The sequence below is a fragment of the Leptolyngbya sp. AN02str genome (genome assembly GCF_050565595.1).
GTDB lineage: Bacteria > Cyanobacteriota > Cyanobacteriia > Elainellales > Elainellaceae > Kaiparowitsia.
The window spans coordinates 57,726-84,529 of sequence record NZ_JBNXVR010000022.1 but is presented as its reverse complement, the minus strand read 5'-3'; the positions used below and the strand labels follow the sequence as shown (position 1 = coordinate 84,529).

At 52.6% G+C, this 26,804-nt stretch carries 20 protein-coding genes; 13 read left to right on the top strand and 7 right to left on the bottom strand.

Features of this window, described 5'->3' with window-relative positions; genetic code table 11:
* Positions 1–245: 245 nt before the first annotated feature.
* Entirely contained in the window at positions 246–1,238 is a 993-nt protein-coding gene (locus tag ACQ4M4_RS17055) for a ribose-phosphate pyrophosphokinase (protein ID WP_430685643.1), read from the bottom strand.
* A 311-nt stretch (positions 1,239–1,549) separates the two neighbouring features.
* Entirely contained in the window at positions 1,550–1,669 is a 120-nt protein-coding gene (psb30, locus tag ACQ4M4_RS17050) for a photosystem II reaction center protein Ycf12/Psb30 (protein ID WP_430685642.1), read from the bottom strand.
* Between the two features lie 249 nt (positions 1,670–1,918).
* Between psb30 and ACQ4M4_RS17045 the strand changes: the two genes are divergently transcribed.
* Positions 1,919–2,269: a YkgJ family cysteine cluster protein gene (locus ACQ4M4_RS17045; RefSeq protein WP_430685641.1), complete on the top strand. Its 351-nt coding sequence runs from the start codon at positions 1,919–1,921 to the stop codon at positions 2,267–2,269.
* Between the two features lie 225 nt (positions 2,270–2,494).
* Here ACQ4M4_RS17045 and ftsH3 read toward each other — a convergent pair whose 3' ends face one another.
* Positions 2,495–4,336, bottom strand: coding sequence for an ATP-dependent zinc metalloprotease FtsH3 (gene ftsH3 / locus ACQ4M4_RS17040; RefSeq protein WP_430685640.1), 1,842 nt, complete (start codon positions 4,334–4,336; stop codon positions 2,495–2,497).
* Positions 4,337–4,701: 365 nt separating this feature from the next.
* Entirely contained in the window at positions 4,702–5,547 is an 846-nt protein-coding gene (locus tag ACQ4M4_RS17035; protein ID WP_430685639.1) for a hypothetical protein, read from the bottom strand.
* Positions 5,548–5,993: 446 nt separating this feature from the next.
* Between ACQ4M4_RS17035 and ACQ4M4_RS17030 the strand changes: the two genes are divergently transcribed.
* From ACQ4M4_RS17030 to ACQ4M4_RS16980, 11 genes are all read left to right on the top strand, one after another.
* Positions 5,994–9,494, top strand: coding sequence for a TylF/MycF/NovP-related O-methyltransferase (locus ACQ4M4_RS17030; RefSeq protein WP_430685638.1), 3,501 nt, complete (start codon positions 5,994–5,996; stop codon positions 9,492–9,494).
* Between the two features lie 5 nt (positions 9,495–9,499).
* Positions 9,500–12,103, top strand: coding sequence for a tetratricopeptide repeat protein (locus tag ACQ4M4_RS17025; RefSeq protein ID WP_430685637.1), 2,604 nt, complete (start codon positions 9,500–9,502; stop codon positions 12,101–12,103).
* A gap of 47 nt (positions 12,104–12,150) precedes the next feature.
* The gene (locus tag ACQ4M4_RS17020) at positions 12,151–12,732 is read left to right on the top strand and encodes a molybdenum cofactor guanylyltransferase (RefSeq protein WP_430685636.1); all 582 of its coding nucleotides are present in this window, start codon (positions 12,151–12,153) and stop codon (positions 12,730–12,732) included.
* A gap of 72 nt (positions 12,733–12,804) precedes the next feature.
* Complete coding sequence (locus ACQ4M4_RS17015) at positions 12,805–14,436, top strand: AAA family ATPase (RefSeq protein WP_430685635.1); 1,632 nt, start codon at positions 12,805–12,807, stop codon at positions 14,434–14,436.
* A gap of 707 nt (positions 14,437–15,143) precedes the next feature.
* On the top strand, positions 15,144–15,479 hold the full coding sequence (locus ACQ4M4_RS17010) for a cation:proton antiporter subunit C (RefSeq protein WP_430685634.1): 336 nt from the start codon (positions 15,144–15,146) through the stop codon (positions 15,477–15,479).
* Positions 15,476–16,969, top strand: a complete 1,494-nt coding sequence (locus ACQ4M4_RS17005; protein WP_430685633.1) for a cation:proton antiporter — start codon at positions 15,476–15,478, stop codon at positions 16,967–16,969. Before ACQ4M4_RS17010 ends, ACQ4M4_RS17005 begins: the two co-directional genes overlap by 4 nt.
* Positions 16,966–17,355: a cation:proton antiporter gene (locus ACQ4M4_RS17000; RefSeq protein WP_430685632.1), complete on the top strand. Its 390-nt coding sequence runs from the start codon at positions 16,966–16,968 to the stop codon at positions 17,353–17,355. Before ACQ4M4_RS17005 ends, ACQ4M4_RS17000 begins: the two co-directional genes overlap by 4 nt.
* Entirely contained in the window at positions 17,352–17,603 is a 252-nt protein-coding gene (locus tag ACQ4M4_RS16995; RefSeq protein WP_430685631.1) for a hypothetical protein, read from the top strand. The genes ACQ4M4_RS17000 and ACQ4M4_RS16995 overlap by 4 nt, the downstream gene beginning before the upstream one ends.
* Complete coding sequence (locus ACQ4M4_RS16990; RefSeq protein WP_430685630.1) at positions 17,600–17,890, top strand: monovalent cation/H(+) antiporter subunit G; 291 nt, start codon at positions 17,600–17,602, stop codon at positions 17,888–17,890. The genes ACQ4M4_RS16995 and ACQ4M4_RS16990 overlap by 4 nt, the downstream gene beginning before the upstream one ends.
* Positions 17,880–18,602: a DUF4040 domain-containing protein gene (locus ACQ4M4_RS16985; RefSeq protein WP_430685629.1), complete on the top strand. Its 723-nt coding sequence runs from the start codon at positions 17,880–17,882 to the stop codon at positions 18,600–18,602. The genes ACQ4M4_RS16990 and ACQ4M4_RS16985 overlap by 11 nt, the downstream gene beginning before the upstream one ends.
* A gap of 114 nt (positions 18,603–18,716) precedes the next feature.
* Entirely contained in the window at positions 18,717–19,379 is a 663-nt protein-coding gene (locus tag ACQ4M4_RS16980) for a Na(+)/H(+) antiporter subunit B (RefSeq protein WP_430685628.1), read from the top strand.
* A 285-nt stretch (positions 19,380–19,664) separates the two neighbouring features.
* Here the strand turns inward: ACQ4M4_RS16980 and ACQ4M4_RS16975 are convergent, their stop codons facing one another.
* Both ACQ4M4_RS16975 and ACQ4M4_RS16970 read right to left on the bottom strand, forming a co-directional pair.
* On the bottom strand, positions 19,665–21,578 hold the full coding sequence (locus ACQ4M4_RS16975) for an MASE1 domain-containing protein (protein ID WP_430685627.1): 1,914 nt from the start codon (positions 21,576–21,578) through the stop codon (positions 19,665–19,667).
* A 352-nt stretch (positions 21,579–21,930) separates the two neighbouring features.
* On the bottom strand, positions 21,931–22,506 hold the full coding sequence (locus ACQ4M4_RS16970) for a hypothetical protein (RefSeq protein ID WP_430685626.1): 576 nt from the start codon (positions 22,504–22,506) through the stop codon (positions 21,931–21,933).
* Between the two features lie 833 nt (positions 22,507–23,339).
* Between ACQ4M4_RS16970 and ACQ4M4_RS16965 the strand changes: the two genes are divergently transcribed.
* Positions 23,340–24,323 carry a WG repeat-containing protein gene (locus ACQ4M4_RS16965; RefSeq protein WP_430685625.1) on the top strand — a complete coding sequence of 328 codons (984 nt, stop codon included), beginning with the start codon at positions 23,340–23,342 and terminating at the stop codon, positions 24,321–24,323.
* A gap of 161 nt (positions 24,324–24,484) precedes the next feature.
* On the opposite strand, the gene typA is transcribed toward ACQ4M4_RS16965, so the two are convergent.
* Positions 24,485–26,275 carry a translational GTPase TypA gene (typA, locus tag ACQ4M4_RS16960; RefSeq protein ID WP_430685624.1) on the bottom strand — a complete coding sequence of 597 codons (1,791 nt, stop codon included), beginning with the start codon at positions 26,273–26,275 and terminating at the stop codon, positions 24,485–24,487.
* Between the last annotated feature and the right edge of the window lie 529 nt (positions 26,276–26,804).

The window sequence follows — 26,804 nt, the reverse complement described above, 5'->3', positions numbered from 1 at the left end:
CTTGAAAGGGCTGGGGGTTAGGGCTTACGCACTTCATCCGAAAAGCCAGGGGGTTGAATAATTTTTGGAGACTTAGCGCTCCAAAAATTATTCAACTGCGTAAGGCCTGGGGGTACGCACATCCTTCAGAAAAAACCTGCGCCGAAACAGACAGCGCGTTCCAGCAAACCAGACTAAAGCAAGAGCCCCACGCAATACATGGGGCTCTTACAGAGAGAATTCAACGTCAAAACCCCAGCAACGGGTTAACGGAACATGCTGCTCACCGAGCTATCTTCATGAATCCGCCAAATCGTCTCTCCAATGATGTTGGCAACAGAGAGTACCGTGAGCTGCGGGAAGCGCCGATCTTCGGGCATGGGGATTGTATTGGTGACAATCACTTCTTCAAACAAACCGCTTGACAGCCGCTCAATTGCTGGCGGTGAAAATACAGCATGGGTAGCACAGGCATACACCTGGCGAGCCCCTTGCTGTCGCAGTAAACGGGCACCCTCACAAATCGTTCCTGCCGTGTCAATCATATCGTCGACCATAACGGCCGTTTTTCCAGCAACATCGCCAATTACGTTCATCACTTCCGCCACGTTGTGGGCCTGACGGCGCTTGTCGATGATGGCTAACGGGGCATCGTCTAGCTTTTTGGCAAAGGCTCGGGCACGAGCCACGCCGCCAACATCCGGCGAAACAACCACAATGTCAGACAACTGCTTGTTGGCCAAGTAGTCGATAATGACCGGCGATCCATACACATGGTCAAACGGAATGTCAAAGTAGCCTTGAATCTGAGCAGAGTGCAAATCCATGGCCAAGATGCGGCTCGCACCAGCTTGCGTAATCAGGTTAGCGACCAGTTTTGCCGTAATGGATTCACGGCCTGCAGTTTTACGATCGGCGCGGGCGTAGCCATAGTAAGGAATTACCGCAGTAATTTGCCTTGCTGAGGCCCGACGGCAGGCGTCAATCATAATCAACAGCTCCATCAGGTGGTCATTGACCGGATGGCAGCTTGGCTGCATCAGGTAAACGTCACAGCCTCGAATGGATTCTTGAATTTGAATGTAGAGCTCGCCGTCCGCAAACCGTTTGCGTACCATAGGGCCCAAATCCATCCCGAGATAGCGAGCAACCTCTTGGGATAAACCTGGATTGGCACAACCTGAAAATAGCCGCAGGCGGCTGTTTTCGGCAAGCGGAGGCAGCGGGGGATGAAGAGTGAGAGTTGCAGAGCGGATCACGACAGTTCCTTCAAGGAGAAATAGTCACCGCAATATTATCACCCTGGACTCAAATCAGCTGTCCAAGTTTGGTGATCATGTTTTGGAAAAAAACACGAAAGTTTATAGAAACGTTTAAGAGAGGTCAGATTTCTAAAAAAAATGCGGCTTCGTTACGATAGCTCAAATTATAGAAAGGACTCCCTAGCGAGAGCAACTCTGGCGAACTAGGGAGACTATAAAGTAGGTTGAGATCGTACAGAAACAATCTGTAGCGACATCAGCCAAAATCTCAGCGGAAATCCGTTCCCTAAGATGTCTAGATGAAGTAATTACAGGTCGCCGCCCCGAGCAGCTAGCACAAAGATTACGATCGGCCCGGATAACATAATCATCGCCACTAGGCCCAACTGAACCATCGCTTCCCAGTTGATGTTGGAGATAAAATCCATTGTTTCCTCGAACCTAAAATGAATTAATTTTGGTGTCTTACCTGAAACCTACGAGACATTTTACCTGGGGAAGGGCTCTATCTTCTCAGAAAACTTATGCCATGTATACAAATCTCAACATATGCTTGCGTTCGGGGCACCAGGCCACGAGGCTCTAGGGAAAAAGACTGTTGAGCGATGATAGCTCAGCCATGTCTACAATCAAGAGGTTCAGTATTTTGTTTCGTGGGGCGATCGCGACTTAGTTCTATGGCAACTTGGCAATGTGTGAAGCAATGTGGTGCGTGCTGTCATCTCGATCCGAGCGATCGCCCCGACCTCGATACCTACCTTTCTCCTCAGGAGTTGGCGCTGTACCTGAGCCTGGTCGGCGAGGATGGCTGGTGTGTGAATTTTGACCATGTCAATCGCGAGTGCCGAATTTACTGCGATCGCCCCTCGTTCTGCCGGGTTGAGGCACCCACATTTGAGGAAATGTATGGGGTAGAAGAATCTGAACTGAATGATTTTGCAATTGACTGTTGCCGCCAGCAAATTGAGGGCGTGTATGGCGATCGCAGTCTTGAGATGTTGCGATTTGACCGAGCTGTGGGCATTTAGGCTTCGGTACTGAGTCAAACAGTTTGAAACCCTAAACCTCCTCCTGCATAAATCGTGGCGCGGTACCGCCGCGCCACGATTCATCTTGCAAAAAGCCATTCATGCAGCAAGTCTTCTGAACAATAAAGAAACAAACCGCCAGCATAAACCAATCAGCATGAACCAAGAGGGCCCTGCGCGACGCACAGAGCCCTCTTGCAGTTATTGCCTTAGAAACTAAACCGATTAAGGAATAGACGCCATCTTCACATCGCTGTTAGCGAGCAAGTCTTGCAGCTCTTCCGAATCGACGGTTTCTCGCTCAACTAGCATTTCGGCAAGTCGATTGAGCACAGAGCGGTTGTCAACCAACACACTCTTGGCGCGGCGGTATGCCTGCTCCACCAAGTTGCGAACTTCGTCATCAATGGCAGCGGCAGTCTCTTCCGAAAAGTCGCGCTCAGCCATGATGTCGCGTCCTAGGAACATGCCGCCTTGGCTACGGCCCAAAGCCACAGGTCCCAGGCGCTCGCTCATTCCAAACCGGGTTACCATCTGGCGAGCCACGCGAGCGACCTGTTGCAGGTCATTCGAGGCACCTGTGGTGACTTCCTCATCGCCAAAGACAATCTCTTCAGCCACGCGGCCACCCAGAGCTACCGCCATTTGGTTTTGCAGGTAGGAGCGGGAGTACAGACCGGAGTCCATGCGCTCTTCGCTGGGGGTGAACCAGGTGAGACCACCCGCACGACCGCGAGGAATAATGCTGATCTTCTGCACGGGGTCATAGTCGGGCATGAGTGCGCCAACTAGAGCATGACCAGCTTCGTGGAATGCCACTAGCTGCTTGCGCTTCTCGCTCATCACCCGATCTTTCTTTTCGGGACCCGCCAACACGCGATCGATCGCGTCGTTAACTTCATCCATCGAGATTTCGGTGAGGTTGCGACGAGCAGCCAAAATTGCGGCTTCGTTGAGCAGGTTGGACAGGTCTGCACCTGTAAACCCGGGCGATCGCCGAGCAATCTTCTCCAGATCCACATCCTTGGCAAGAGTTTTGCCACGGGCATGAACTTTGAGGATATCCAAACGACCCTGGTAATCAGGGCGATCGACCACCACCTGACGGTCAAAACGACCGGGGCGGAGCAACGCCGCATCCAACACATCCGGGCGGTTGGTCGCAGCAATGATGATGATGCCTGTATTGCCCTCGAAACCATCCATTTCGGTCAACAGTTGGTTCAGGGTTTGCTCACGCTCATCGTTGCCACCGCCAAGCCCAGCACCCCGCTGACGGCCCACGGCATCAATTTCGTCAATGAATACGATACAGGGAGCGTTGGCCTTCGCTTGCTCAAATAGGTCGCGAACGCGGGATGCACCCACCCCCACAAACATTTCCACAAACTCAGAACCTGAGATGGAGAAGAAAGGCACACCTGCTTCACCTGCAACGGCACGAGCCAACAGGGTTTTACCCGTTCCTGGAGGGCCAACGAGCAGCACACCTTTAGGGATCTTGGCGCCTACAGCAGTAAAGCGATCGGCATTCTTCAAAAAGTCTACGACCTCGGCCAATTCCAGCTTGGCCTGGTCGATACCTGCCACATCCGTGAAAGTTACTTGAGTTTGGGGTTCCATCTGCACACGAGCTTTGGACTTTCCAAAGTTCATAGCTTGGCTACCAGGGCCGCTTTGGGCGCGACGTAGCACAAAGAACAGCACCAGCAGCAACAAGAAGGGAATCAACAGCGTACCCAGCACCCGAGTCAGGATGTTCTCTTCGGCTTGAGGTGCGACCGAAATGTCCACATCGTTCTGGGTCAGAATCTCGATGAGATCGGGGTCGCTAGGCAGGTTGACTGCGACTTTCTCGCCCTCGGTTGTTTGCGCTAGGGCACGAGTGCGATCGGAACTAATCGTAATTTTTTCGACGCGACCCGTTTGCACAGCTTCAATAAACTGTGGGGCATAGCGCCATGTTTGTATATTGGGGGGCTGCCGATCGAGCAGCGCCGTTGCCAAGAAGATGACAACGACAACCAGAAGGGCATATAGTCCCGCGTTTCTCCACCGCTTGTTCACTGAGGATATTCCTCCTAATGGACTGATTGATGAGGCTATAACGTTTGTTCTAGACGTGCTTCTCAGACAAAGTACCAATGAGGCATCTGGCTTGCTATGGAGCTTTCTTTATAAAAGAATGTCTGCTTAAGACTGAGAGCATCTTGGTTAGTTGTTAACTAATCTTAACTTAATTTCATAATCGATGCAGTCTGGACGAAAAAGGATGAGCGATCGCGACATCAGTTAAAGTCCAGATTTCACCATGGATTGCCCTGTTGGGGGTGTGAGTTCCGCCTGTACGGAATTACTAGGATTATAGATTCTGGCTGCGGTGCTGTGGGAAATCGCTGAGAAATGCAGCGCTAAAGAGCCCTGATCGAGATTTAGTCAGATGACGGAGGAATCGCCTGGTAGGTGCCATCCTCGTTTTGTACGATCGCACCACCTAAGCTCTCAATACGCTGAACCGCGATCGCCCGAGTTTCGTCATCAGGAGCAGTTTGCAACACCATAAACCAGGCTGAAAACTGAGCAAAGCGGCTATCGGGATTGTTGGCCAAAAATGCAGCCGTTTGGCGAGAGAAGTCAGCAACGGAGGCGGCCTCGGGCAAACTGGATGCTTCAGCCCAAGCGGCGGCAGTTTCAAACGACTGCTGAGCAGCAGGAATATCCCCCAAAAACAGCAGCTCATCAATTCCCTTGATGCGCCAAGCGTAAAAAGCTTGGGGCGGAGCCTCTGGAGTCACGTATTGCAGGCTTTGGTTCATAATGCCGACGGCCCGCTCTGGTTGTCCTGCATACATGGAGGTGCTGGTAGACACAAACTGGTAAGCTTGCCAAAATCGCGGATCGCGGCTGAGAACAATGTCGAAAAACTCGGGGCTAAGACTATAGTCGGTGCGTTGTCGCAGCTCTTTGTCGCCAAAGTATTGCAAGAAATTGAGAAACGTCCAGTTGGCGATGAGGTTTTGAAAGCCAAAGGAGGGGAGCGATCGCAAAACATTGAGCCGAGCCCGCTGAATGGTTAAATCTTGTTCAATTTCGGCTTCGGTCGCGGTTTGACTGCGAACTTGAAGCTGGCGCAGTTGGGGCAATTGCAGCACCACCAGCAGACCAAGGCATCCAGCGATCGCCGCTGCGGCAGACAGTTCTCTGATAGGAAGGCGCGATCGCCACGAACTTTGAGAGTTCTGCTCTCCAGCCACACCCTGCATATCCCGCTGAACCATAGCTCTTAAACCCATCCATCTCAGTTCTTGTGAGGACTTTTGGTTACGACATATCAAACGTCCCTATTCGGCTTATCTGTCGGCTTATCCAGGCGAGCCACAGGTCTGAGCCGCTTCAACAAAACAGTACCCAAAACCTTGAAGCTCTGCACAAGTCGATCAATCCTGCCTTATCTTCAACTATAGATCTGGATAGATCTGGAGATATGAAATCAATCTGATCCGTCAACCTTCAAGAAGTTGGGATGCGTTTGACGCATGATGCTTCATTTTGGCCTGTTGGGCAAGCTAGGAGGGCATGCCCATCATCCATAACCTGTAAGCCTCACCAGCCAGCCCTTTGTCAGTTTATGTATTCGCCCATGGATGTGTATTCGCCATGGATATGACCATCGGCACAGCGTATGCCCGTATCCACGCCCAACGTTTTTTAAGGAATTGCCCCCATGAACCCGCATATTCTGATTTATACCGATGACCCCGGCGTGGGCGGTGTGGCCCAGTATAACCATGCGATCGCCCTAGGGCTTTTGGCCGTTGGCTATCGGGTAACGCTGGTGCAAAGTCGGCGCGAGAATCCCTTGCTGGCAGAGCAAGCGCAGGCGGGAGTACAGCACCAATGGCTGGACTACGACACCCAAATCGAATTTAGCCGTACCGTGAGCGACCCCAGCGATGCTCAAACAATTTTTGAGCAAACCCAGCCCGATTTGGTGCTGTTTAGCGATGGCAGTGCCCTATCCAATCTGGCCGCACGGGAAGCCGCGCTGCAAATGGGCATTCCCTTTATGTCCGTGATGGGGATGGTTGCGCCGGATTTGACCTACCACCTGGGACCAGATAGCGATCCAGAACCCATCTTGAATATTTTGGAACACCACTTTCGGGCGGCGCGGGCGGTGGTGGCAGTATCGCAAGACAATTTGGAGGCGCTGCATCGGCTCTACCGACTGCCTGCGAATAAGGGCCAGGTCATTCACTATGGCCGACCAGACTCTTATTTTGCGCCCCGCAGCGATGCAGTTCGCCAACGCTTGCGGAATGAGCTAGGCATTTCCAAAGATGGGGTGTTGTGCTTGACGGCAGCCCGTTTGGAGCCTGTGAAGGGATACGAGATTCTGCTGGCCGCGATCGCCCAATTGCAAGCGACCGATGTGGGGTCGCAGCTGTACTTTGCTTGGGCGGGCGACGGTTCGTTGCAAGACTGGATCCAGGACCAGATAGAGGCGCTGGGGGTGGGCGATCGCATCTTTTTGTTAGGCCAACGCTGGGACATTGCGGATTGGTACGATGCGGCAGATGTGTTTGTGTTGCCGTCCTATTTAGAAGGAATGCCATTGGCGATTATGGAGGCCATGGCGAAGGGGCTTCCGGTTGTGGCTTCAGCGGTGAGTGGCATTCCCGAAGCCTTGGGCGATACGGGCCAACTGCTGCCAAACCCCAACCTTGACCCAAATACCACCGCCGCAGAGCTGGCCGAAACGCTGACTCAATGGGCAAACCAGCCCGATCTGCGGCGAATTCTGGCAGAACGAGGGCGATCGCGTGCTAGGCAACTCTTCCGCCTCGATCGCATGGTGAGCGAAACCATCGACGTGGTGCAGCGATCGCTTCTGCCTATGGGCGACTACGTATCGCCGGGGCTGGCTATTGTGCAGCCAGATGCCGCCTTTCCCCATATGACGCTGGGCGATCGCCATGCCTGTCCCTGGCCCTATCTGCGCCGCGAAATTCCCCACAACTGGTATGTGGATGCGCGATACCCGATCATTGGGTTTTTGAGTCGAGATGAGGCACAAATTTTGCACAATTTGGCTCGGCAGTTTGCGGGCCAGCGGGCGCTAGAGATTGGCTGCTGGATGGGCTGGTCGGCCTGTCATTTGGCGCTGGCAGGCGTGACGCTAGATGTGGTTGATCCCTTGCTGGAGCAGCCAGAGATATACGATAGCGTAAGCGGATCGTTGGCGGCGGCGGGTGTGGGCGATCGCGTGACGCTTTTTCCTGGCTACAGTCCGCAAAAGGTTGAAGACATTGCCAACCAACACCAGCGCCTCTGGTCACTCATATTTATTGATGGCAACCACGAAGCACCCGGCCCCCTGCAAGATGCGATCGCCTGCGAAGCGTTAGCCGCTGAGGATGCCCTGATTGTCTTTCACGATTTGACATCGCCAGATGTGGCGCAGGGGTTGGACTACTTTCGGCAGCAGGGCTGGAATACGCTGGTGTACCAGACTATGCAGATTATGGGCATTGCGTGGCGGGGCAATGTACAGCCTGTGAGCCACCAGCCCGATCCGTCGGTGAACTGGACGGTGCCGCCCCACCTGCAACACTACGAGGTGTGCGGCATGGCATCCCACCCGGTAGCGATCGCCCCCAATCCCAGCGATGTGCTCGGTCAACTGCTGCACCAGGTCGAACAACTGCCCCCCATCCCCATTCCCACCCATACAGATGCAACCGTTGCACCCCAAATTGTTGACCTGGAGCGGGTGGGACGCACAGCCTTTGTCAAGGGAGATTGGGATGCGGCCCAGGAGGTGTTTGAGCAAGCGATCGCGCTAAATTCTGGAGCGGCGATCGCCCATGCCCACCTTAGCCACCTGTACTGGCAACACGGCAACCTGGCGTTAAGTTTGCGACACCACGCCTGGGCCAATCAGGCGCACGAGGCATTGGGGCAATCCACCTACAGCGAGTTTCAAGCGCTGATGGACACCGTGCGCCCCTACACCCTGCTATCGGAATATCGCCTATTTTCGCTGTATGCGCTGGCTAAGCAGATCTGTCTCGAAGATGTGCCCGGCAACTTTGTCGAGTGTGGCACGTTCAAAGGGGGTGCATCGGCGCTGCTAGCGGCGGTGATTCAGCGCTATAGCCAGCGGCCTCGCAAGCTCTATGCCTGCGACACCTACGAAGGCATGCCCGACCCGGTTGAACTGGATAAACACGACGGTATTCCCGCAAATGAGACAGGATTTGGCGCCGGGACGCTTAAAGCTCCCCTGGAAGAAAACTTGCAGGTGGTGTGTGAGGCATTAGGCGTCACCGATGTGGTGGTTCCATTAAAAGGCCTATTTCAAGACACCTTGCCCCAGCATCGCGATGAAATTGGGGCGATCGCCCTGCTGCATGCCGATGGCGATTGGTACGAGTCCACGCTGGATATCTTTAACCTGCTGTACGACCAGGTCGTGCCTCAGGGTGTCGTGCAAATTGATGATTACGGATTTTGGGAAGGCTGCCGTCAGGCGATTCACGAGTTTGAGCGGGCGCGACAAATTCACTTTCCCTTACGGGCGATCGACTTTACCGGCGTATGGTTCCGCAAAGATAGCGGCCTGGATGGAGCAAGCTCCCACTGGCAAATGCTATGGCATATCGCCCGAACAGCAGAACAGCTGGGCGATATGGGGCTAGCCATGCGTACCGCTCAAGCAACACTAAAACTTATACCGGCCCTGGTAGAGGCTGAAACGATGTTAACTCGGCTACATCGCACGTCAGCACCGACTCCAACCGCTGACTTAAGCCAGTTTCGGCTGCGATCGCACAATGTTCTGGCCTTCCCCGATTGGAACCAACCCGAAGAGGTTCTGTTTGACGAGTTGGCACGATTGTTTCGCACGGCGATCGCCCAGCCAGAGCCAGCCGCCAGCACCTTATTGGTCACCATTGGCGAGATAGACCCCGAAGAAGCCGACCTGGCCATTTCTAGCGTATTGCTGCATTTGCTCAGCGAGGAAGCATTGGAAATGGACGAATCCGGGCCAGATATTGTGCTGCTGAGTCAAGTGACAACCCAACAGTGGCGATCGCTCTTGCCCCACGTTGCCCATCGGCTGGATTTACCCCACAACGATGAGGCAGCCATGGCGCAAGCTGGAGCCCATCACCTGCCAATACAAACGATCGCCGCACCAACGCTTGCAGAATCCACCTAAAACCTATGGAAGACGCACTAGAACAGTTACGAACAGGAGATCCCTCTGGCGCGATCGCCCGCTTTACTGACCTCTTAACCGTACAGCCACACGATCCAATGGTGGTCTGGTACCTGGGTTTGGCCTGGTTGCTGCAAGGCGATGCCGAACAGGCGCAGGCCATTTGGCTAGAGGGAATTTCCCTGGATGATGCAATCGCCGCAGAAACCCATATCGACCAACTCCTAGCAGTCCTGAAAACCGAAACCCAGTTTCAACACCGCACTGGTCGTATCTGGCAAGCAACGATCATGTGTCAGCAGTGGATTGAGCTAGCGCCAGAAGACCCACATGCCTATGCCCAGCTTGGTAACCTCTGGTCGCTTCAGGGCAATCTCGATGGGGCAATCGAGGCTTGGCAAACGGCTGTGGAGTGGATTGCGAACACCGATTCCGAAAGTCTAGCGCTGGGTGCCGTCCTCTATCAGCGCCTCGCTGAAACTCACATGGTGTTGCAAGATTACGCTGGAGCGATCGCCAGTTTCCAGGCGTTGCTAACCCTAACACCCCCCACGGCTGAAATCTACATCCAGCTTGGGCATGGCTATGGACACATGGGCGATTGGGAAGCCGCAACCCAGTCGCTGGAGCAAGCCTTAAAGATACCCGTCGAGTCCCAAGCGCAACACTCCGAAGCATGGGGCGATCTGGGCTACGCCTACTTACAATTGGGGGCGCTGGATCGGGCGATCGCCTGTTGGAAGACGGCCTTCTCGTTGCAACCGCAGTATGTGCAGAGTTGGCAACACCATTGGCAAACGTCCCCTCCCTGCCAACCCTTCGATCATTTAATGGCTGCCTTTGTGCAAACGCTAACGCAGTCACCCTCGAAGCCAGAGGTCTACTTGTCGCTGGGCCAGGGCTTACGGCATCACGGCCTGTACCCGTTGGCGATCGCAGCTTTAGAGCAAGCACTGCCCTTGCAAACGGCAGCAGTATTTGTGGCCCTATGCCAAACCTTGTGGGACGCAGGAGAGTACAACGCAGCTCAGGCGATCGCCCAAGAAGGCTTATCGCACCATCCCCAACATGTAGCTTTGTGGATTGAGCTGGGGCGTAGCCAAGCCGCGACGGGAGATGCCACGAATGCGATCGCCCATTACCAACACGCGCTTCAGCTCGATTCCAGCATCACAAAGCCTTACCAATACCTGGGGAATAGCTACTTACAACTGGGAGATTGGGATGCGGCTCGCTCGGCTTTTCAAACCTATGTCAAGACGGATCCTCAAGCTGTGGATGCCTGGTTCAATTTGGCGATCGCCCAGCTGCATTTAAGAGATGAATCTGAAGCAATCACGAGCTTTCAAACGGTACTCCGGCTCAACTCAAACGTCGCTCCAAAAATTTGGGAAGCGATCGCCGCATTCTATGAACAAGAGCTAATTTCTGACTTAGAAGCCTGGGAAAAAATCATTCCCGTTGACACACCAGAAATTGGCTACCCATCCACCCAAGCATGGGTGAACCAAGCTCGGCAACTATCGAGCTATTACTTGCCCATTCATCCTGCCGAAACAATTGCGCTTAAGCGGCCCAACACAAGTGATCCAGAACCTCATACAAGCTTTCGATTTCCTTCTACAATGCCCCTGCCTGAAAGCTTCGTTTCCGTAATTCCCAACGGTCGGTTTTGGATTGACCCCGATCAAAGCAGCACGGCGGTATTGACCGCAGAGAATGCGTTGCTCGCCGATTTATCCCCTGAGTTTCCCATCCTTAGCCCCGATCATCCCAAGCCCTTACCCGAGCAGCACTGGACTTTTCGAGCGGGCAAACTCCCTCCCTTTCAAGCAATTGAGGGAACGGTGGCAGTATTAGCGGGCTTATCCAACCATGTGTATTTTCATTGGATGCTGGATATAGTTCCGCGAGTTGAGCTATTAGCTAACAGCGGTATCGAGTTAGAGGATATTGATTACTTTTTGGTGAGCGATCGCCATTCATTCCAACAGGAATCACTCCAAAAACTAGGCATTCCAACCCACAAAATTCTCCCGCTCGATCGCCATTCCCATATCCAGGCAACCTCGCTCATTGTGCCGTCTTATCCTGGAGCAGTAGCATGGATGCCAGCCTGGGTTTTCTCCTACTTACAGGACATATTTTTGCCTCAAAATGACACGCTATCGAAACAGGCAACGTCATTTGCTAAAAGACTCTATATTAGCCGCAGCAAAACTTCCAACCGTCGTGTGGTGAATGAACCCGAACTCCTGCAAATCTTGAAGGAGTTTGGGTTTACAGAAATGACGCTGGAATCTCTATCCATTTCAGAGCAGGCGATGTTATTTGCCAATGCGGATGTGATTGTGGCACCCCATGGCAGCGGCCTGACAAACCTGGCATTTTGCCGTCCAAACACGACTGTGATTGAGTTGTTTTCCCCAGATTTTGTTTATCCTTGCTATTGGCTGCTCAGCAATTTGGTGGGGTTGAATTACTCCTATGTTTTGGGAACCAAACCAGAAGGCCATTTTCTGCACCGCTTCCTGCACCCCAACCCACGAATTGAAGATATCTATATCGATCCGATTGCGTTAAAAGCTGTGCTCACAGCAACGCTATAACGGGCTCAGGTTCTGTCAATCCAAAATTTTGGGAATGTGGAGGGACGATGGAAGGTGCGATCGCTGCTGTTGTGCTAGCGGGTGGGCAAAGTAGCCGCATGGGGCAAGACAAAGCGCGGGTAACGGTACAGGGCAAACCCATGTTGCAACGAGTGTGCGAAGCAGCGCAGCACTGTGCCCAGTCAGTCATTGTGGTGTCGCCTTGGGTCGCACAATACCACAGCATGATGCCCGCTGGCTGTATAGCACTCGTGGAGCAGGTACAGGGAAAACCCCAGGGGCCACTGGTGGCGTTTGCCCAGGCGATCGCCACGGTCGAGGCAGAATGGGTGCTGCTGCTGGCGTGCGATCTGCCGAACTTGGATGGGGAAGTGTTGGGCCAGTGGGCAGACATGTTGGCCCAAGTGCCTGCCGATGCGATCGCCTATTTGCCGCGATCGCACCAGGGATGGGAGCCGCTCTGTGGCTTTTACCACCAGCGATGTAGGCCAAGTTTGCAGCAGTTTGTGGACAATGGAGGGCGATCGTTTCAGCGGTGGTTGGTGTCTCAAACAGTGCAGCCCATTCCGGCAGTTCCGGCGCAGCTTTTATTCAACTGCAATACGCCAGAAGATCTGCAAAACGTTTAGGATTGTGAGGGATATTTTGAATCCCACTTGAGCATTCGCTTGAGCATCAGTGCCCCAGCCAAGGAGAACTTTGTGGATTTTCGGCAAATTGTCAACTTCAAACTAGTCAGGCAAGAAGCGAACCAACTTTACCAATCGTTTCAGCCATTGCTGGCCGTTGACCCCCAATTTGCCGATTTGATCCTGCTGGACTTGGCCAAGATTGTGCAAATTTGCGCTCGCAGCAATCAGCACATTAGCTCGGCAGAGTCCCTTGCTTTTCTAGTCATGTACGCCTTGATCAAACGGGACAAAGAGATCTTAAATATTGCGCTCAATAAGTGGGATTTTTCAGATAGCGATCGCCTCAAATACGAAAAATTCACGCTACAAACCCTGCTGGATTTAACCAAAAATCAACCCGAAGATCAACTAGTGTTGCCATCGCTCTTGAATCAATTTGATCAAGAGCGAAAGACGAATTATGCCAGCGAATCGGCTAATGCCATTTATAAGTTTGCTCAAGTTTTGGTGAAGTCAGATGCCACTATTACTATGCAAGAAATGGAAGCCTTATCGCATATCTGGCAACTGCTACATAACTACCAAAATTTTGAAAGTTACGAAAAAGGATTAGCCACTTCCCTGCAACGAGTGGCCGTTATTTCTCCACCAACCCCGACCAATTCCGTTGCAGGGAATTCCACACCATCCAACTCCGCGCCTGCAGGAACGAGTGCCAATCCGACTGCACCCACGACACCGCCTCCGCCCCCTGCCCCAGAGCCCGAAGAAAACCTAGAGCAGATTCTAAATGATGCCTTGGCAGAGCTAAACAATCTGGTGGGCATGGACAACATTAAGGAAGAGGTGAAAACCCTAGCGAACTTTTTAAAGGTGCAAAAAATTCGGCAAGAGCGGGGTTTGGCGCAAACAGGGGTGTCGTTGCATTCCGTCTTTTGTGGGCCACCAGGAACCGGAAAAACGACCATTGGTCGATTGATTAGCCGCATTTACAAAGGACTGGGGTTTTTGAAGAAGGGGCACTTGATCGAGACCGATCGCTCTGGATTGGTGGCAGGCTACATTGGCCAAACGGCTAAGCGGGTAGATGAGGTGGTGAATTCGGCGCTGGATGGGGTGCTATTCATTGACGAGGCTTATGCGCTGGTGCCCCGCGATGGCGGCGGTGGGCGCGATTTTGGGCAAGAGGCGGTGGATACGCTGTTGAAGCGCATGGAAGATTACCGCGATCGCCTAGTCGTAATTGTGGCGGGGTACACCGACGAAATGACCCTATTCATTGAGTCCAACCCTGGCCTAAAATCACGGTTCAATCGCTATTTCTACTTCAACGACTACACCCCCGAAGAGCTGCTCGGCATTTTCGAGATCATGTGCAAAAAAGGCCACTTCTTATTAACAGAAGGAGCCAAAGCGAAACTGTTGCATTTGTTTGAAGAGCTATACATGGAGCGCGATCGCACCTTTGGCAACGGACGACTGGTGCGCAACCTATTTGAAAAAAGTATTGAGCAGCAGGCCAACCGCTTGGCGGTCATGTCTTCTCTAACGGATGATATGCTGACCACGCTGGAAGCCGACGATGTGCCCTCTAGCAAGAGCCTGGTTTCTGGTACGGTGGACTGGCAAAGCTTGGCTCAAGCCAATGCCAAATCGCAAGATATTCCTCCAGAAAATGAGTCCCCGAATACTCCCGCATAGATACCCTAGGTTTGATTGAGGATCTATCAAGTTGCGTTCAAAACACTTAAGAGCTTTTCTGAGGTTTGCCCGATGCGCAAACCTCAGAAAAGCCCATTTTTGTAGGCGCGACACGCACGCAAAAATGGGCACTTCAGCTTGGTAACGGATAAGAATCATGGACAAGGATTGCTGAAATGTCTTGCTCGTTGAGACTGTTCCACAGACACCGACCTATCAACACAGCGATCGCCTAACAATGCCTAGACTTGCGCATTGCAACACCCTAGATTTTGCGAACTTGCGTGAGCCCTAGTACTGCTCTGGTGATGGATTGAAAACTTTGGAACTGTTCTAGATGGGTAACGGCTCTAGACGGGTCAATTACTGTCGTGCACGGTACTGTCGTGCAAGGGGACTCCACTGTCTCTGCACAACAGGGATTGACCTAAATACTATGAGTTCTGATTATGCGAGTTTCAGCTTATCCAAAGCTGAATTTATCAATGAGAAGCATAAATAAAAGTTTGGCAATCAATAAAAACAATCATCATGTATTTACTATAGTCATCCACAAAATCATGTAATATCGTCTATGGAACCATGGCTGAGGCTTGGGGCGATCGCTCGACTGGGGATCAGTTACTCGACTGGGGATCAGTTAATGGGATTTGGCTAGGTGTGGGCTTTTAAGCCGACTAAATGGTGATTGGTGGGGGCAGCATTGCGTGTTAGAAGCGTTTATCGCGGCGACGATCATGTGTGGTTTTTTTGGCATCGTCCTCAAAAAGAACCTCATGATGAAAATCATTGCCATGGATGTGATGAGTACTGGGGTAATTGGCTACTACGTGCTAGTGGCCGCGCGCGGAGGGTTGCGAACGCCAATTGTGTTGGATAACCAGCCAATGGCCTATGCCGACCCCGTCCCTCAGGCTGTGATCTTGACGGCAATTGTGATTGGATTTTCGATTCAAGCATTGATGTTGGTTGGCGTGATGAAATTGGCACGCGATAACCCCACGCTCGAAATCTCTGAAATTGAGAAGAACAATACACCATGAACAAGATGATGGGTGTTGAAGATGTGTGGCTGATGGTCAGTGATGGGAAAGCAATGGCGATCGCCTGGTTGGTGCTGCCATTGTTTGCAGCCTTTTGCGGTTATCTGTTTTCTCGACTGAGCCGCTATGTGGCATTTGGCGTAGCGTTAGTATCACTGGCCTATGGGCTTCAGCTCGTGCTGAATGCGGATGTGATGACGCTGCAACTGATCGACAGTTTTGGCGTGACGCTACGGCTCGACTCGCTCAGCGGCTACTTTATACTCACCAACGCCCTGGTGACGATGGCCGTCTTGCTGTATTGCTGGCAAACGAACAAAACGACGTTTTTTTATACGCAGCTCATCATTTTGCATGGCAGTCTGAATGCGGTGTTTGCCTGCGCCGACTTTATGAGCTTGTATGTGGCATTGGAGGTGATTGGCATCGCAGCCTTTTTGCTGATTGCCTATCCCCGCACCGATCGCGCCATTTGGGTTGCGTTGCGCTATTTGTTTGTCAGCAACACGGCTATGCTGTTTTACCTGATTGGCGCAGTCTTGGTATACCAGGCCCATCATTCATTTGCCTTTACTGGCTTGCAAGGGGCACCGACTGAGGCGATCGCGCTCATTTTTCTGGGATTGTTGACCAAGGGGGGCATTTTTGTATCGGGTCTGTGGTTACCGCTCACCCACTCCGAATCAGAAACCCCTGTGTCGGCAATGTTGTCGGGCGTGGTGGTTAAAGCGGGTGTGTTTCCGTTGGTGCGCTGTGCCCTCCTCGTCGAAGAAGTGCAGCCACTGCTGGGCATCTTTAGCGTGGCCTCTGCACTGTTGGGGGTCAGCTATGCCATGGTTGAAGCCGATACCAAACGATTACTAGCCCTGAGCACAATTTCGCAGTTGGGCTTTATGCTTGCCGCTCCGGCTATCGCTGGGTTCTATGCCCTCAGCCATGGACTGGCAAAGGCAACTTTGTTCTTGCTGTCGGGGGCATTGCCCAGCCGCAACCTAAAAGATTTGCACCAAACTCGGATTCATCCTGTGCTGTGGGGGGCTGTGGCGATCGCCAGTCTGTCCATATCGGGGGTGCCGCTGCTGGCAGGATTTGGGGCGAAAGCACTAGCGCTCAAGGAACTTCCATCCTGGCAGGCAATCGCGCTGAATCTATCAGCAGTGGGAACGGCGATCGCCTTCGCTCGATTCCTTTTTTTGCCCATTGCTCTGCCGCCCAAGCTGGCATTGCCTCCTGGAGTAAAGCCTGGATTGATCTGGGCCGTTGGGCTGTTGTTGGGTGGCTTGGTGCTCGCCAATGGGTTTTACACCGAGGTGTACACGGTGCCCAACCTAGCAAAGTCTTTGGCAATTGCTGGGGCTGGCTGGCTGGTGTATTGGGTCATTCTACGACGCACCCTAGCGCAACTGCCTCGCCTGTTTGAGCAGTTCGAACACCTTATCGGCGTGATGAGTGTCATGCTCACGTTACTGTTTTGGATGGTGCTCGCATGATGACCTTTTTGGATCTGCTGTTGCGACTGTCCATCTGGTTTTTGCTCACAGCCGATGGCAGCTTCGCCAATATTTTAATTGGGTTAGCAGTGGTGCTATTGCTACCTCGCGGGCGCATTGCCCCATCGGCCCTGCAAGATTGGCTGCGGGTACTGGGCGAGGTCATCGTCGCCATTCCCCAGGCCTATATCGAAGCGATCGACATTATGCTGCGACCGCACAGGTACGAAGACACCACCCTAGAACGGGTTCGACCAAATCGAACGCCCGGACTGGTGTTCCTGGATATTTTCCTCATTACCTTCACTCCCAAAACCATTGTGTTGAAGTATCACGAGCGGGGGTTGTATGAAGTGCATCGCGTGCGACGGAGGCCAAAGCCATGAGTTGGATTTTGTTTGCCATGATTGCTGCGCTCATGATTCCAATTTATGCTGCCTACCGAGATGACGATATTTGGCAGAAAATGTTGGCCTTTGCCAGCATCGCCACCAAAACATCCATCATGATTTTGATGGTTTCGGTGGTGCGCGATGACTGGATGATCGGGGTGGTGGGAGTCATTATTTTGAGCGTTGGTAATGCCGCCCTCATGCTGTTGGCCCATGTGATCAAACGGGTGAATGAATCATGATGGAGAGCTTGAGTACGATTTTGAGCACAGGGTTGATTGCTGTGGGGCTGGTGTTTTGGTTTTGGGGAACGGTGCCGTTGGTGAGCGATCGCTCGGTGTTGTTCAAGCTGCACAGTCTGTCTGTCTCAGATACGCTGGGGTCGGTCTGCATTGTGGTGGGGCTGCTGCTCAAAATTCCGCGCGAGTGGCCTCTACTGGTGCTAGCGCTGATTTCGTTGGCCATTTGGAACACGGTATTGGGCTATGTGCTGGCCTACTGTTCGACCCAAGGAGAGGATGATGTTTGAATTGGCCCCCAATGATGCTTCGTTGGATATTGCCATGCTGGCGATCGCAGCATTAATGCCCATCACAGCGGGTATGCTCATCGGCCAAACCAATCCCTATCATGCGCTGGTTGTTCGCGGGATTTTGGGCGCGGTGGCGGCGTTGGTGTATGCCCTATTTGGCGCGGCAGATGTTGCCCTCACAGAGGCGCTCGTGGGCACAATGCTTTCTATTACGCTGTATGCGGTGGCAGTGCGATCGTCATTGAGTATGCGGCTGGGAGTGCTAGAACCCTATCCTGCGACGACGGCGGCAGACTCTGCAACCGAGTCAGATTTAGCAACGGCGAACGTCCCTGACTCTAACGAGCAGCCGAATTGCGAGCATTTTGAGCAAGTGCTGGCTGGGCTGCGCCAACCATTATCCCAATATCACATGCGGCTTGAAGTGGTTGCCTATCCCACAATTCAAGCGCTGCAGGCGGCCTTGGCCGAAAAGGATGTACACGCGATTTGCTGGGGCCACCGGACGGAAGCAGCAAGCCATGATAGCGGCATGTCTGGTTTAGAGCCCTATCTGTTGCAAACTCGGATTGCGCGCCTGTACTCACTCTTTCAAATTGATGAGTTGCTATCGATCGCCCAGCTTGAATATGTTGAGGCGGCGATCGCCCCCACGCACTCGTCTCATCCTTCCCCTTCCTCCGGCTTAACCAATATGACTTCGGGCTGATTCGGCTTTTTCAGGAGTTGGCTTTTTCCAACCGGCACCTGCGATCGCACTCTTTTTTTATTGGTTTCCCTCGCTTCTATTACCGTTCCATCCACCCGCCAAGCACAACCAACCATGACATGGATTTATCTTGCCGCAGGCATTGCTGTGTTTATCAAAATGCTGGTGTTTCCAGACTTAGCACCCGATGCAGTTGATGTATCAATTGTGGGACAGGTTGTGCAAGAAAGTGGAGTCCCCAATGCAGTGTCGGGCATCATTTTTCGCAATCGCCTTTATGACACCATCTTTGAGGTGATTGTATTTACCATTGCCATTATGGGAGCCAAGTTTTTGCTGGCGGATGAGCAACCCACCCACACGGTTTACCAGTTTACCGATCACCCATCTGTCGTGCTGGCGAGGTTGGGCGCTACGATTTCGGCACTGGTGGCGATTGAGCTAGCAATTCGGGGCCACCTGAGTCCGGGAGGCGGATTTGCGGCAGGGGTTGCGGGCGGTACAGCAATTGGCCTTGTGGCGATCACCTCCTCCTCTCAGTGGATGGAGGCGATATACCAGCGCTGGAAGGCTGCCACGATCGAAAAGGTGGTGGTGGTGGTGTTCATCGTGCTGGCATTGATCACCCTGGTGGGCTTGGAACTCCCCCAGGGTGACTTTGGCACCTTGTTAAGCGGTGGTATCGTTCCGCTGTTGAATATTTTGGTGGCCGTCAAAGTGGCGTTGGGATCTTGGGCGGCAGTGCTGACGTTTATTCGATATCGAGGGTTGCTGTAAGCCTGCTGTACACAGCCCGTTTGGCGTGGTTTCATTCTCGGCCGTTCCGAAAAAAGCGTCAGTTGCAGTTAAAGGTTTTTCTTAGGGTTGGCGCCGCGCAACCCTAAGAAAAACCCATTTTTGCAGGCGCGACACGCACGCAAAAATGGGCACTTCAGCTGATCCATAGCTCACGTTAAAAAACTAGGGCTTATGCAAGTCCACTAAATCTGATGTGTTTATATGTGGGGTATTCGCATTTAATCCACAACACAAATGCGCAAGCCCTAAAAAACACCGCAAGGGTTATGCCCGTAGGGCTGGGTTTGCGGGGGGCTCTAGAGCTGAGCTGGGGTAAGTGCTTGGGGTCGATTGCCGCACGGGAATGTGCATAGTGAACTGGGTAGCAAATTCCTCAATCGATTCGCACCATAGGCGGCCGCCATGCTTTTCTGCCACAATTTGGTGGCTAATGGCAAGGCCCATTCCGGTGCCACGGCCCACAGGTTTGGTGGTAAAGAAGGGGTCAAAAATGCGCGATCGCACCTCGGTTGGAATGGGTTTGCCCGTGTTGGCAATGTGGACGGCCATCCAGTTAGCATCAAGCTGCTGTGTGCGAATGCGAATCGTGCCGGGGTAATGCCGTATTTCGCTGGGCGATCGCCCTACATTCCATTCTTCGATCGCATCAATCGCATTGCTGAGCAGATTCATAAACACTTGATTGAGCTGGCCTGGGTAGCACTCCACCAGCGGTAGCTCGCCATACTCCTTCACCACGGTAATTCCGGGGCAATCTGGCTGATCTTTGATGCGGTTGTGCAAAATCATGAGGGTGCTGTCAATGCCCTCATGAATATCGACTGGTTTGAATTCGGCTTCATCTAACCGCGAAAAGTTGCGCAGCGCTCTCACAATTTCTCGAATGCGCTCGGCCCCAATCTGCATTGATGTTAGGAGCTTGGGCAGATCCTCCTGAATAAAGGACACATCCAGGTTGGCGATCGCCGCTTGGACTTCGGGATGGGGTTGGGGGTGATGCGTGTGGTACAGCGCAATCAGCGACAGCAAATCTTTGGCATAGGTTTGCGCATGGTTAATGTTGCCGTAAATAAAGTTGACTGGATTGTTGATTTCGTGGGCCACTCCGGCCACCAACTGTCCCAAGCTGGACATTTTTTCGGTTTGCACAAGCTGGGTTTGCGTATTGTGCAAATCGGTGAGCAACTGCGACAATTCGGCGGTGCGCTCGGCTACCCGCAGTTCCAGCGATTCATTGGCCTGCTTGAGCCGAAGTTCGGCAGTTTCTTGCTGGCGAATGGTCGAGGACAAAATCAAAATGGTGAGGCTGACCACTCCCACAAAGGACTGCACCAGCAACATCGCAGCACCGGGCGAAGATTGGGCAAATAGGCCAATGCCTTGCGCTGTCGTAAGCACCGAAATCAGTGACAAGCCCATGACCAGTAGCGTTGAGCCATGCTGCCCAAATCGAAACGCAGCCCACACCATTGGTAGCAAAAACATGTACTCCAACGGTCGGCTAAGGCCAAAGGTTTGCCACGACACGAAGATGGTGAGTCCGGCCAGCAAAGCCCCTTCAACCAGTTGCAGTGAAGAGATGGAGCGATTGCCCAAGCCGCGCCGCCACACCAGCAAAAATGGAGCAAAAACCAAAAAACCAACGGTATCGGCGGTCCACCAGGTTCGCCATACCAAGCCATAGTCGGCTAGAGTAACGCTGCCATTCAACAGCAGCAGGCTCGTTCCCAATGTTGCATTAAACAGCGGCGCCAAACTAACGGCGATCGCAAACCAAAACATGCACCGAACTTCACTGAATAGGTGGCGATCGCCATTCCACCGTCGAATCAAAACAGCAGCAAGCAATGCCTCAATGATTTCGCCGGTTCCCATGGCTAGACCCAGCGGCAGGCTGCCGTACAGGTTGGTATCCAGCACCCAATAGCCAATCACGATGCCTGGCAATACCCGGAATCGGCTGATGAGCAGTGCGGCAAGGGAGATACCCGACAAAGGCCACACCGGAGTGACATCATTCACGGTAGCCAGTTGAAATGCCAGCGTGCCAACCCAATACAGCACAACAGCAATGAGCAGGTTTGCGAGCAGCACTCCGCCATGTTGTAGAGATGTAAAGACGACGGCTAAGGCGGAAGCACCGTGTTGTTTCCCAATCGAAGGCGTGAAGCGAGCCAAAATTAATTTTCATCCTCTAGCGCACTGTTCTAAAGTTCCCGCCAGAGAACCTTAGATAACAGCAGGTCTGTTCACCGCCCTAGGGCGATCGCACATCACCGCCCGAACTTCCGCTAAAACTTCCGCAGCTGAATGATGTTTATAGGCAGCGTTCGCATGTCAACAAACTCGTTCTGGTCAAGCGAATATCCAGACCCAACTCTATGTGTCGCGCTTAGGGACTGGTATAGGTTTGCAAACCTTTTACAACTTAGAGAAGTGAGTGCGATCGCGCCATTGGCTGTAAATGAGGTGCCATGTTCAGGATTCTAAGATCCCGCCACCGACAAAAGCACGCTAGAGCTCAACCAAGCTAGAGTGAGCTGAAGCTAAATTCGCTCACCGTGAGCTGCCCATCAAAGGTTTGCAGCGTAATCCGCTGAATTCCTTCGCCCAATAGGCTTAATTCCAAATTGGGCAATAGTTTTGAGCTAGATCCTGCCAGGTTTGGGCCTGCGGTTTGCGCTTGGGCAATGGGGCGATTATTGGCATCGAAGGCGGCCATCACTGTGCGCCGCGATCCCGTAATCGAGCTTGATACCCAGCTCACAGGCCGATCAAAGACTGCCTCTAACCAACCACTCTTGGGAGATCCCATCAGCACCATTTTGCCGGGCATGGGCTGAAACGCTGGATTGGAAGGCTGAAGGGCGATCGCATTTTTGAACGTAATGCCGAACTTTTGGAAATGCCGTTCTACCCGCTCAAAGGGCTGCAAACTATCAAAATCGAGGCGAACCGTCGTTTCAGAAGTTGCAGGCCGAATATCAACGTCGGGAGAAGCCTCAGGAGAAAGGGGACTAAACAAAGGCCGAGGTGACTGCTCTGGGGCAAACGGTTGTGTTTGCCAATTAGGTTCATCAACCTGATGTTCAAAAAAATCCGCCATAGCTTCTCTTAAGTAGGGTCTACTGAACACACTAGGTACCGATCACTAAGAGCATTGATGAGAACGTCTTAACATTTGTTTAAGCTATCTCAGTAGATTCATCAGGTTACTCCACCTTGAGATAGAGCTTTTCCGAATGTGAAGACAATGGTTTGTCAAAGTTTTCGTTTTTTTAGTTCAACTGAACTCTATGAAGTGGACAGCAGCGGAGAACTAAAAACCCATGCTCTAGTCGCTGTTATAGTCTCGGGCTTTGCATACAAGCTTTCTGTATACGATTATCCTTCCTGAACTGGATTCACTCAACGAAGGCGCTAAGTGGAGCTTAAATTCAAAAATGTAGTAAAAATGACAGAAACTCAGCTTTTTCTTGTGGTTTTACCTTAAGTTTGCAGAAAATCTTGTTGAAAACTTAACTTGGGCAAAGCATACTTCACACAACCTTCATAATGCAAGTGCGTATTTCATGAGGTTGTTTTAAGAAATCCGAAGCAAACGAGGGCGATCGCCTTGCATTCGGCTCTCAAGGCTGGTCGGTAGAACCCACAGCTACAGTTTGTGGCTCAAACTTGCGTCAAAATATGAGGGTTCCTCTATGCTGACGCCGGTAGGTCGCCATGGGAAGCTGGGAAAGTTGGCAGTTGCGATCGCGTCTGGTTCAACACAGACTGTCCGCAAGAACTCGGCAGATTGGGCTTGAGATTGGGCTTACAGTTGCGGTTGTGCCCGCGCTGCTATCGTGTCAAGCTGAGGGTGCTTTTTTGCAACAGCCTGGGAAACGAAGCCTGCTTTTGTCCAGGCAAGCCACTCATCAGATTCGCTCTCGTACGTCTATGTCTTCTGCCTCTACTTCGTCGCTCTTGTCGGATGCCACCCTGCTTCGCTTCGATCGCGCAGCCGATTTTTCTGAAGGGTGGGCTGCAGTCAGAGTGGGCGATCGCAGCTTTTTCATTGATGCAACCGGAGCGACCACATTAGATGTAGACCCCGGTTTGGATGGTGTATCAGCTTTCGCCGAAGATTTGGCGTTGTGTCAGGTCAACGGGGTGTATGGTTTTTTGGATCGCAGCGGCGAAATTGTGATTCCGCCCCAGTATTCCAGCGCTACACCCTTCAGTGAAGGGTTGGCGGCGATTCGTCCGGGTAATCGCTACGGGTTCATTGCCACAGATGGGGCTTTGGTGATTGAGCCTCAGTTTGTGTCGGCCCGCGCCTTTCACGATGGAATGGCGGCGGTCAAGCTTCCGGATGGCCAGTTTGGCTACATCGAGCGATCCGGCCAATGGAAGATTGAGCCGCGATTTGACGATGCAAGTAGTTTTTCCGAACAGCGTGCCGCCGTTCGACTCAATGGCCAGTGGGGATACATCGATTCCACAGGTGAAATTATCATTCCAGCGACGTTGGATGGCGCGTTTGCCTTTGCTGAAGGACGGGCACGTTTTCGGGAGGGGAACCAATGGGGCTTTTTAAGCCCAAATGGAGAGATGGCGATCGCCCCCACCTACAGTTTCGCGTCGGACTTTTCGGAGGGGTTAGCAGCCGTCCTCATCGACAACAAATGGGGCTATATCGACCGTGAGGGCAATGTCGTCATTCCAGCCCAGTTCGACTATGCGGCGAATTTTTCTCAAGGGTTGGCAGCGGTTAAGCTCGGCTCGGCCTATGGCTACATCGATTCAACCGGGGCATGGGCGATCGACCCTCAGTTTCCCAATGCGGGTTCATTCTCCGATGGATGGGCCTGGGCGCAAATCGATCGCGAGTTTGTCTACGTCAACGCTCAGGGTGAGTTTTTGCGCCAACCTGCAATTTAGCCCCAAACAGAAGAAACTGCCGAACCCAATTACAGCTCGGAGGAGACCTCCCGCCGGAATCGTCACGCGGTGGAACCATGCAACGATTCAGACAAAAAAGGGAGCCGTGTGGCTCCCCAGGGTCAACTCAAGAATCAATCCTGACGGGTATTGTCAGTGAGTTAGCGCTTGGCAAGTTTCTTCGACATTTTGCGCAGGCGAATCGACTCAGGAGTAACTTCCAGCAACTCATCGGGACCAATATACTCCAGCGCCCGCTCCAAGCTCATATCGACTGGAGCCTGCAACTGAACCAGTTCCTCACCGCTAGCGGCACGGTGGTTGGTCAGCTGTTTGGTCTTGCACACGTTCAGGTCTAGATCCTGCGGGCGGTTGTGTTCGCCCACAATCATGCCTTTGTACACGCGAGTACCGGGTGTGATGAAGAAGGAACCGCGATCTTCAGCATTCTTCATCGCATAGAAGGTGGCAACACCTTCCTCAAACGCAATCAGAACACCATTACGGCGGGTTTCAATTTCACCAGAGATGGGACGGTAATCCAGGAAGCTGTGGTTCATAATGCCGTCGCCACGAGTAAGCCGCATAAACTCACCCCGGAAGCCAATCAGACCCCGAGCCGGAATCACAAACTCTAACTGAGTGCGACCATTGCCGCCGACGCGCATATCCTGCATTTCGCCACGACGCTGACCCAGGCGCTCAATACAGCCACCCACGCCATCTTCTGGAATATCCAGCACCAACAATTCAAACGGTTCACAGGGCTGACCGTTCACTTCGCGGTAAATCACCTGAGGCTGCGATACCTGAAACTCATAGCCTTCTCGACGCATGGTTTCAATCAAAATGCCCAGGTGCAGTTCACCCCGACCAGATACTGCAAACTTGTCGGGAGAGTCGGTCTCTTCAACTCGTAGAGCCACGTTAGTTTCCAATTCGCGGAAGAGGCGATCGCGCACCTGACGCGACGTGACCAACTTGCCTTCTTGACCTGCAAAGGGCGAATCATTCACCCAGAAGGTCATCTGCAACGTGGGCTCATCTACCTTAATGAGAGGGAGTGCTTGAGGCTCGTTCGGGTCCGTAATGGTCTCGCCAATATTGGCATCGCTAAAACCAGCTACCGCCACCAAGTTGCCAGCCGAGGCCGATTCTAACTCCACGCGCTTCAGCCCTTCAAAGCCCATCAGCTTGCTGATTTTAGCTTTCACAATATCGCCCGTTTCCTTGACCAGAGCGGCTTGCTGCCCAGCGTGAATAGTGCCGTTATGGATGCGACCAATCACAATTCGGCCCAAATATTCGGAATAGTCCAAGGTGGTGACCTGAAGCTGAAGCGGCTTGGTTGGATCACCCACCGGGGCCGGCACATGCTCCAAAATCGCCTCAAACAAAGGCTTCATGTCCAAGCCTTCTTCTTCCAAATCTGTCTTGGCGTAGCCCGCCAAACCAGAAGCAAAGAGGTAGGGAAACTCGCACTGATCGTCGTCTGCACCAAGTTCGATGAACAGATCCAGCACTTTGTCGATCGCCCCAAATGGATCCGCCTGAGGGCGGTCAATCTTGTTGACGACTACGATGGGGCGCAAACCCTTCTCCAGTGCCTTCTTCAACACAAAACGGGTTTGGGGCATGGGACCTTCGTTGGCATCTACAATCAGGATGCAGCCATCCACCATACCCAGAACGCGCTCCACCTCGCCGCCAAAGTCGGCGTGCCCGGGCGTGTCCACAATGTTGATTAGCGTGTCTTTGAAGCGAACGGCTGTGTTTTTGGAGAGAATGGTGATACCGCGCTCGCGCTCCAGGGTGTTGGAGTCCATGACGCAATCTGGAACCTCTTCCCCTTCGCGAAACGTGCCGGACTGTTTGAGCAATGCGTCCACAAGGGTGGTTTTGCCATGGTCAACGTGAGCAATGATGGCAACGTTGCGAATGGGTGTGGTCATGGTAAAAGATTTAACCTGGATAGGAAATTCGAACGGGTTTAGATTTAAGGGTTATGTAGACTAACCACCATTTCAGGCTCCGCAAGGTGTAAATGTGGCGAAACCTGCTGATTTTGACAAGCCTGAACTGAGAACCCTTAAGGGGTCTTCTATCTGTAAAGAAGCCTTAATAATTCTAGCGGATCGATGACGAGATGTGTGGAATTTGTCACGGGCTACACCGAATAACTTTGTTTTCAACTTTAGATTTGACAGGACTTACGCAGTTGAATGATGTTTGGGGCGCTAAGCGCTCCAAACATCATTCAACCTCCTGGTTTTTCGGATGAAATGCGCAAGTCCTATTAGAAGAAATTGCTCTCCAAAGAATCGGTGGGGGAGCGATCGCCGTATGAATGGAGCTAACTGAAAAGCTCCTAGCTCTGCCAGATACCCAGTCTAAGAGGGTGTTTGGAAGGGGTTAAATGTTCTGCAGCCGTGGCCAGCATTCAACGGTACTGGTTATGGGGGTTAGAATACCCGCTATTCA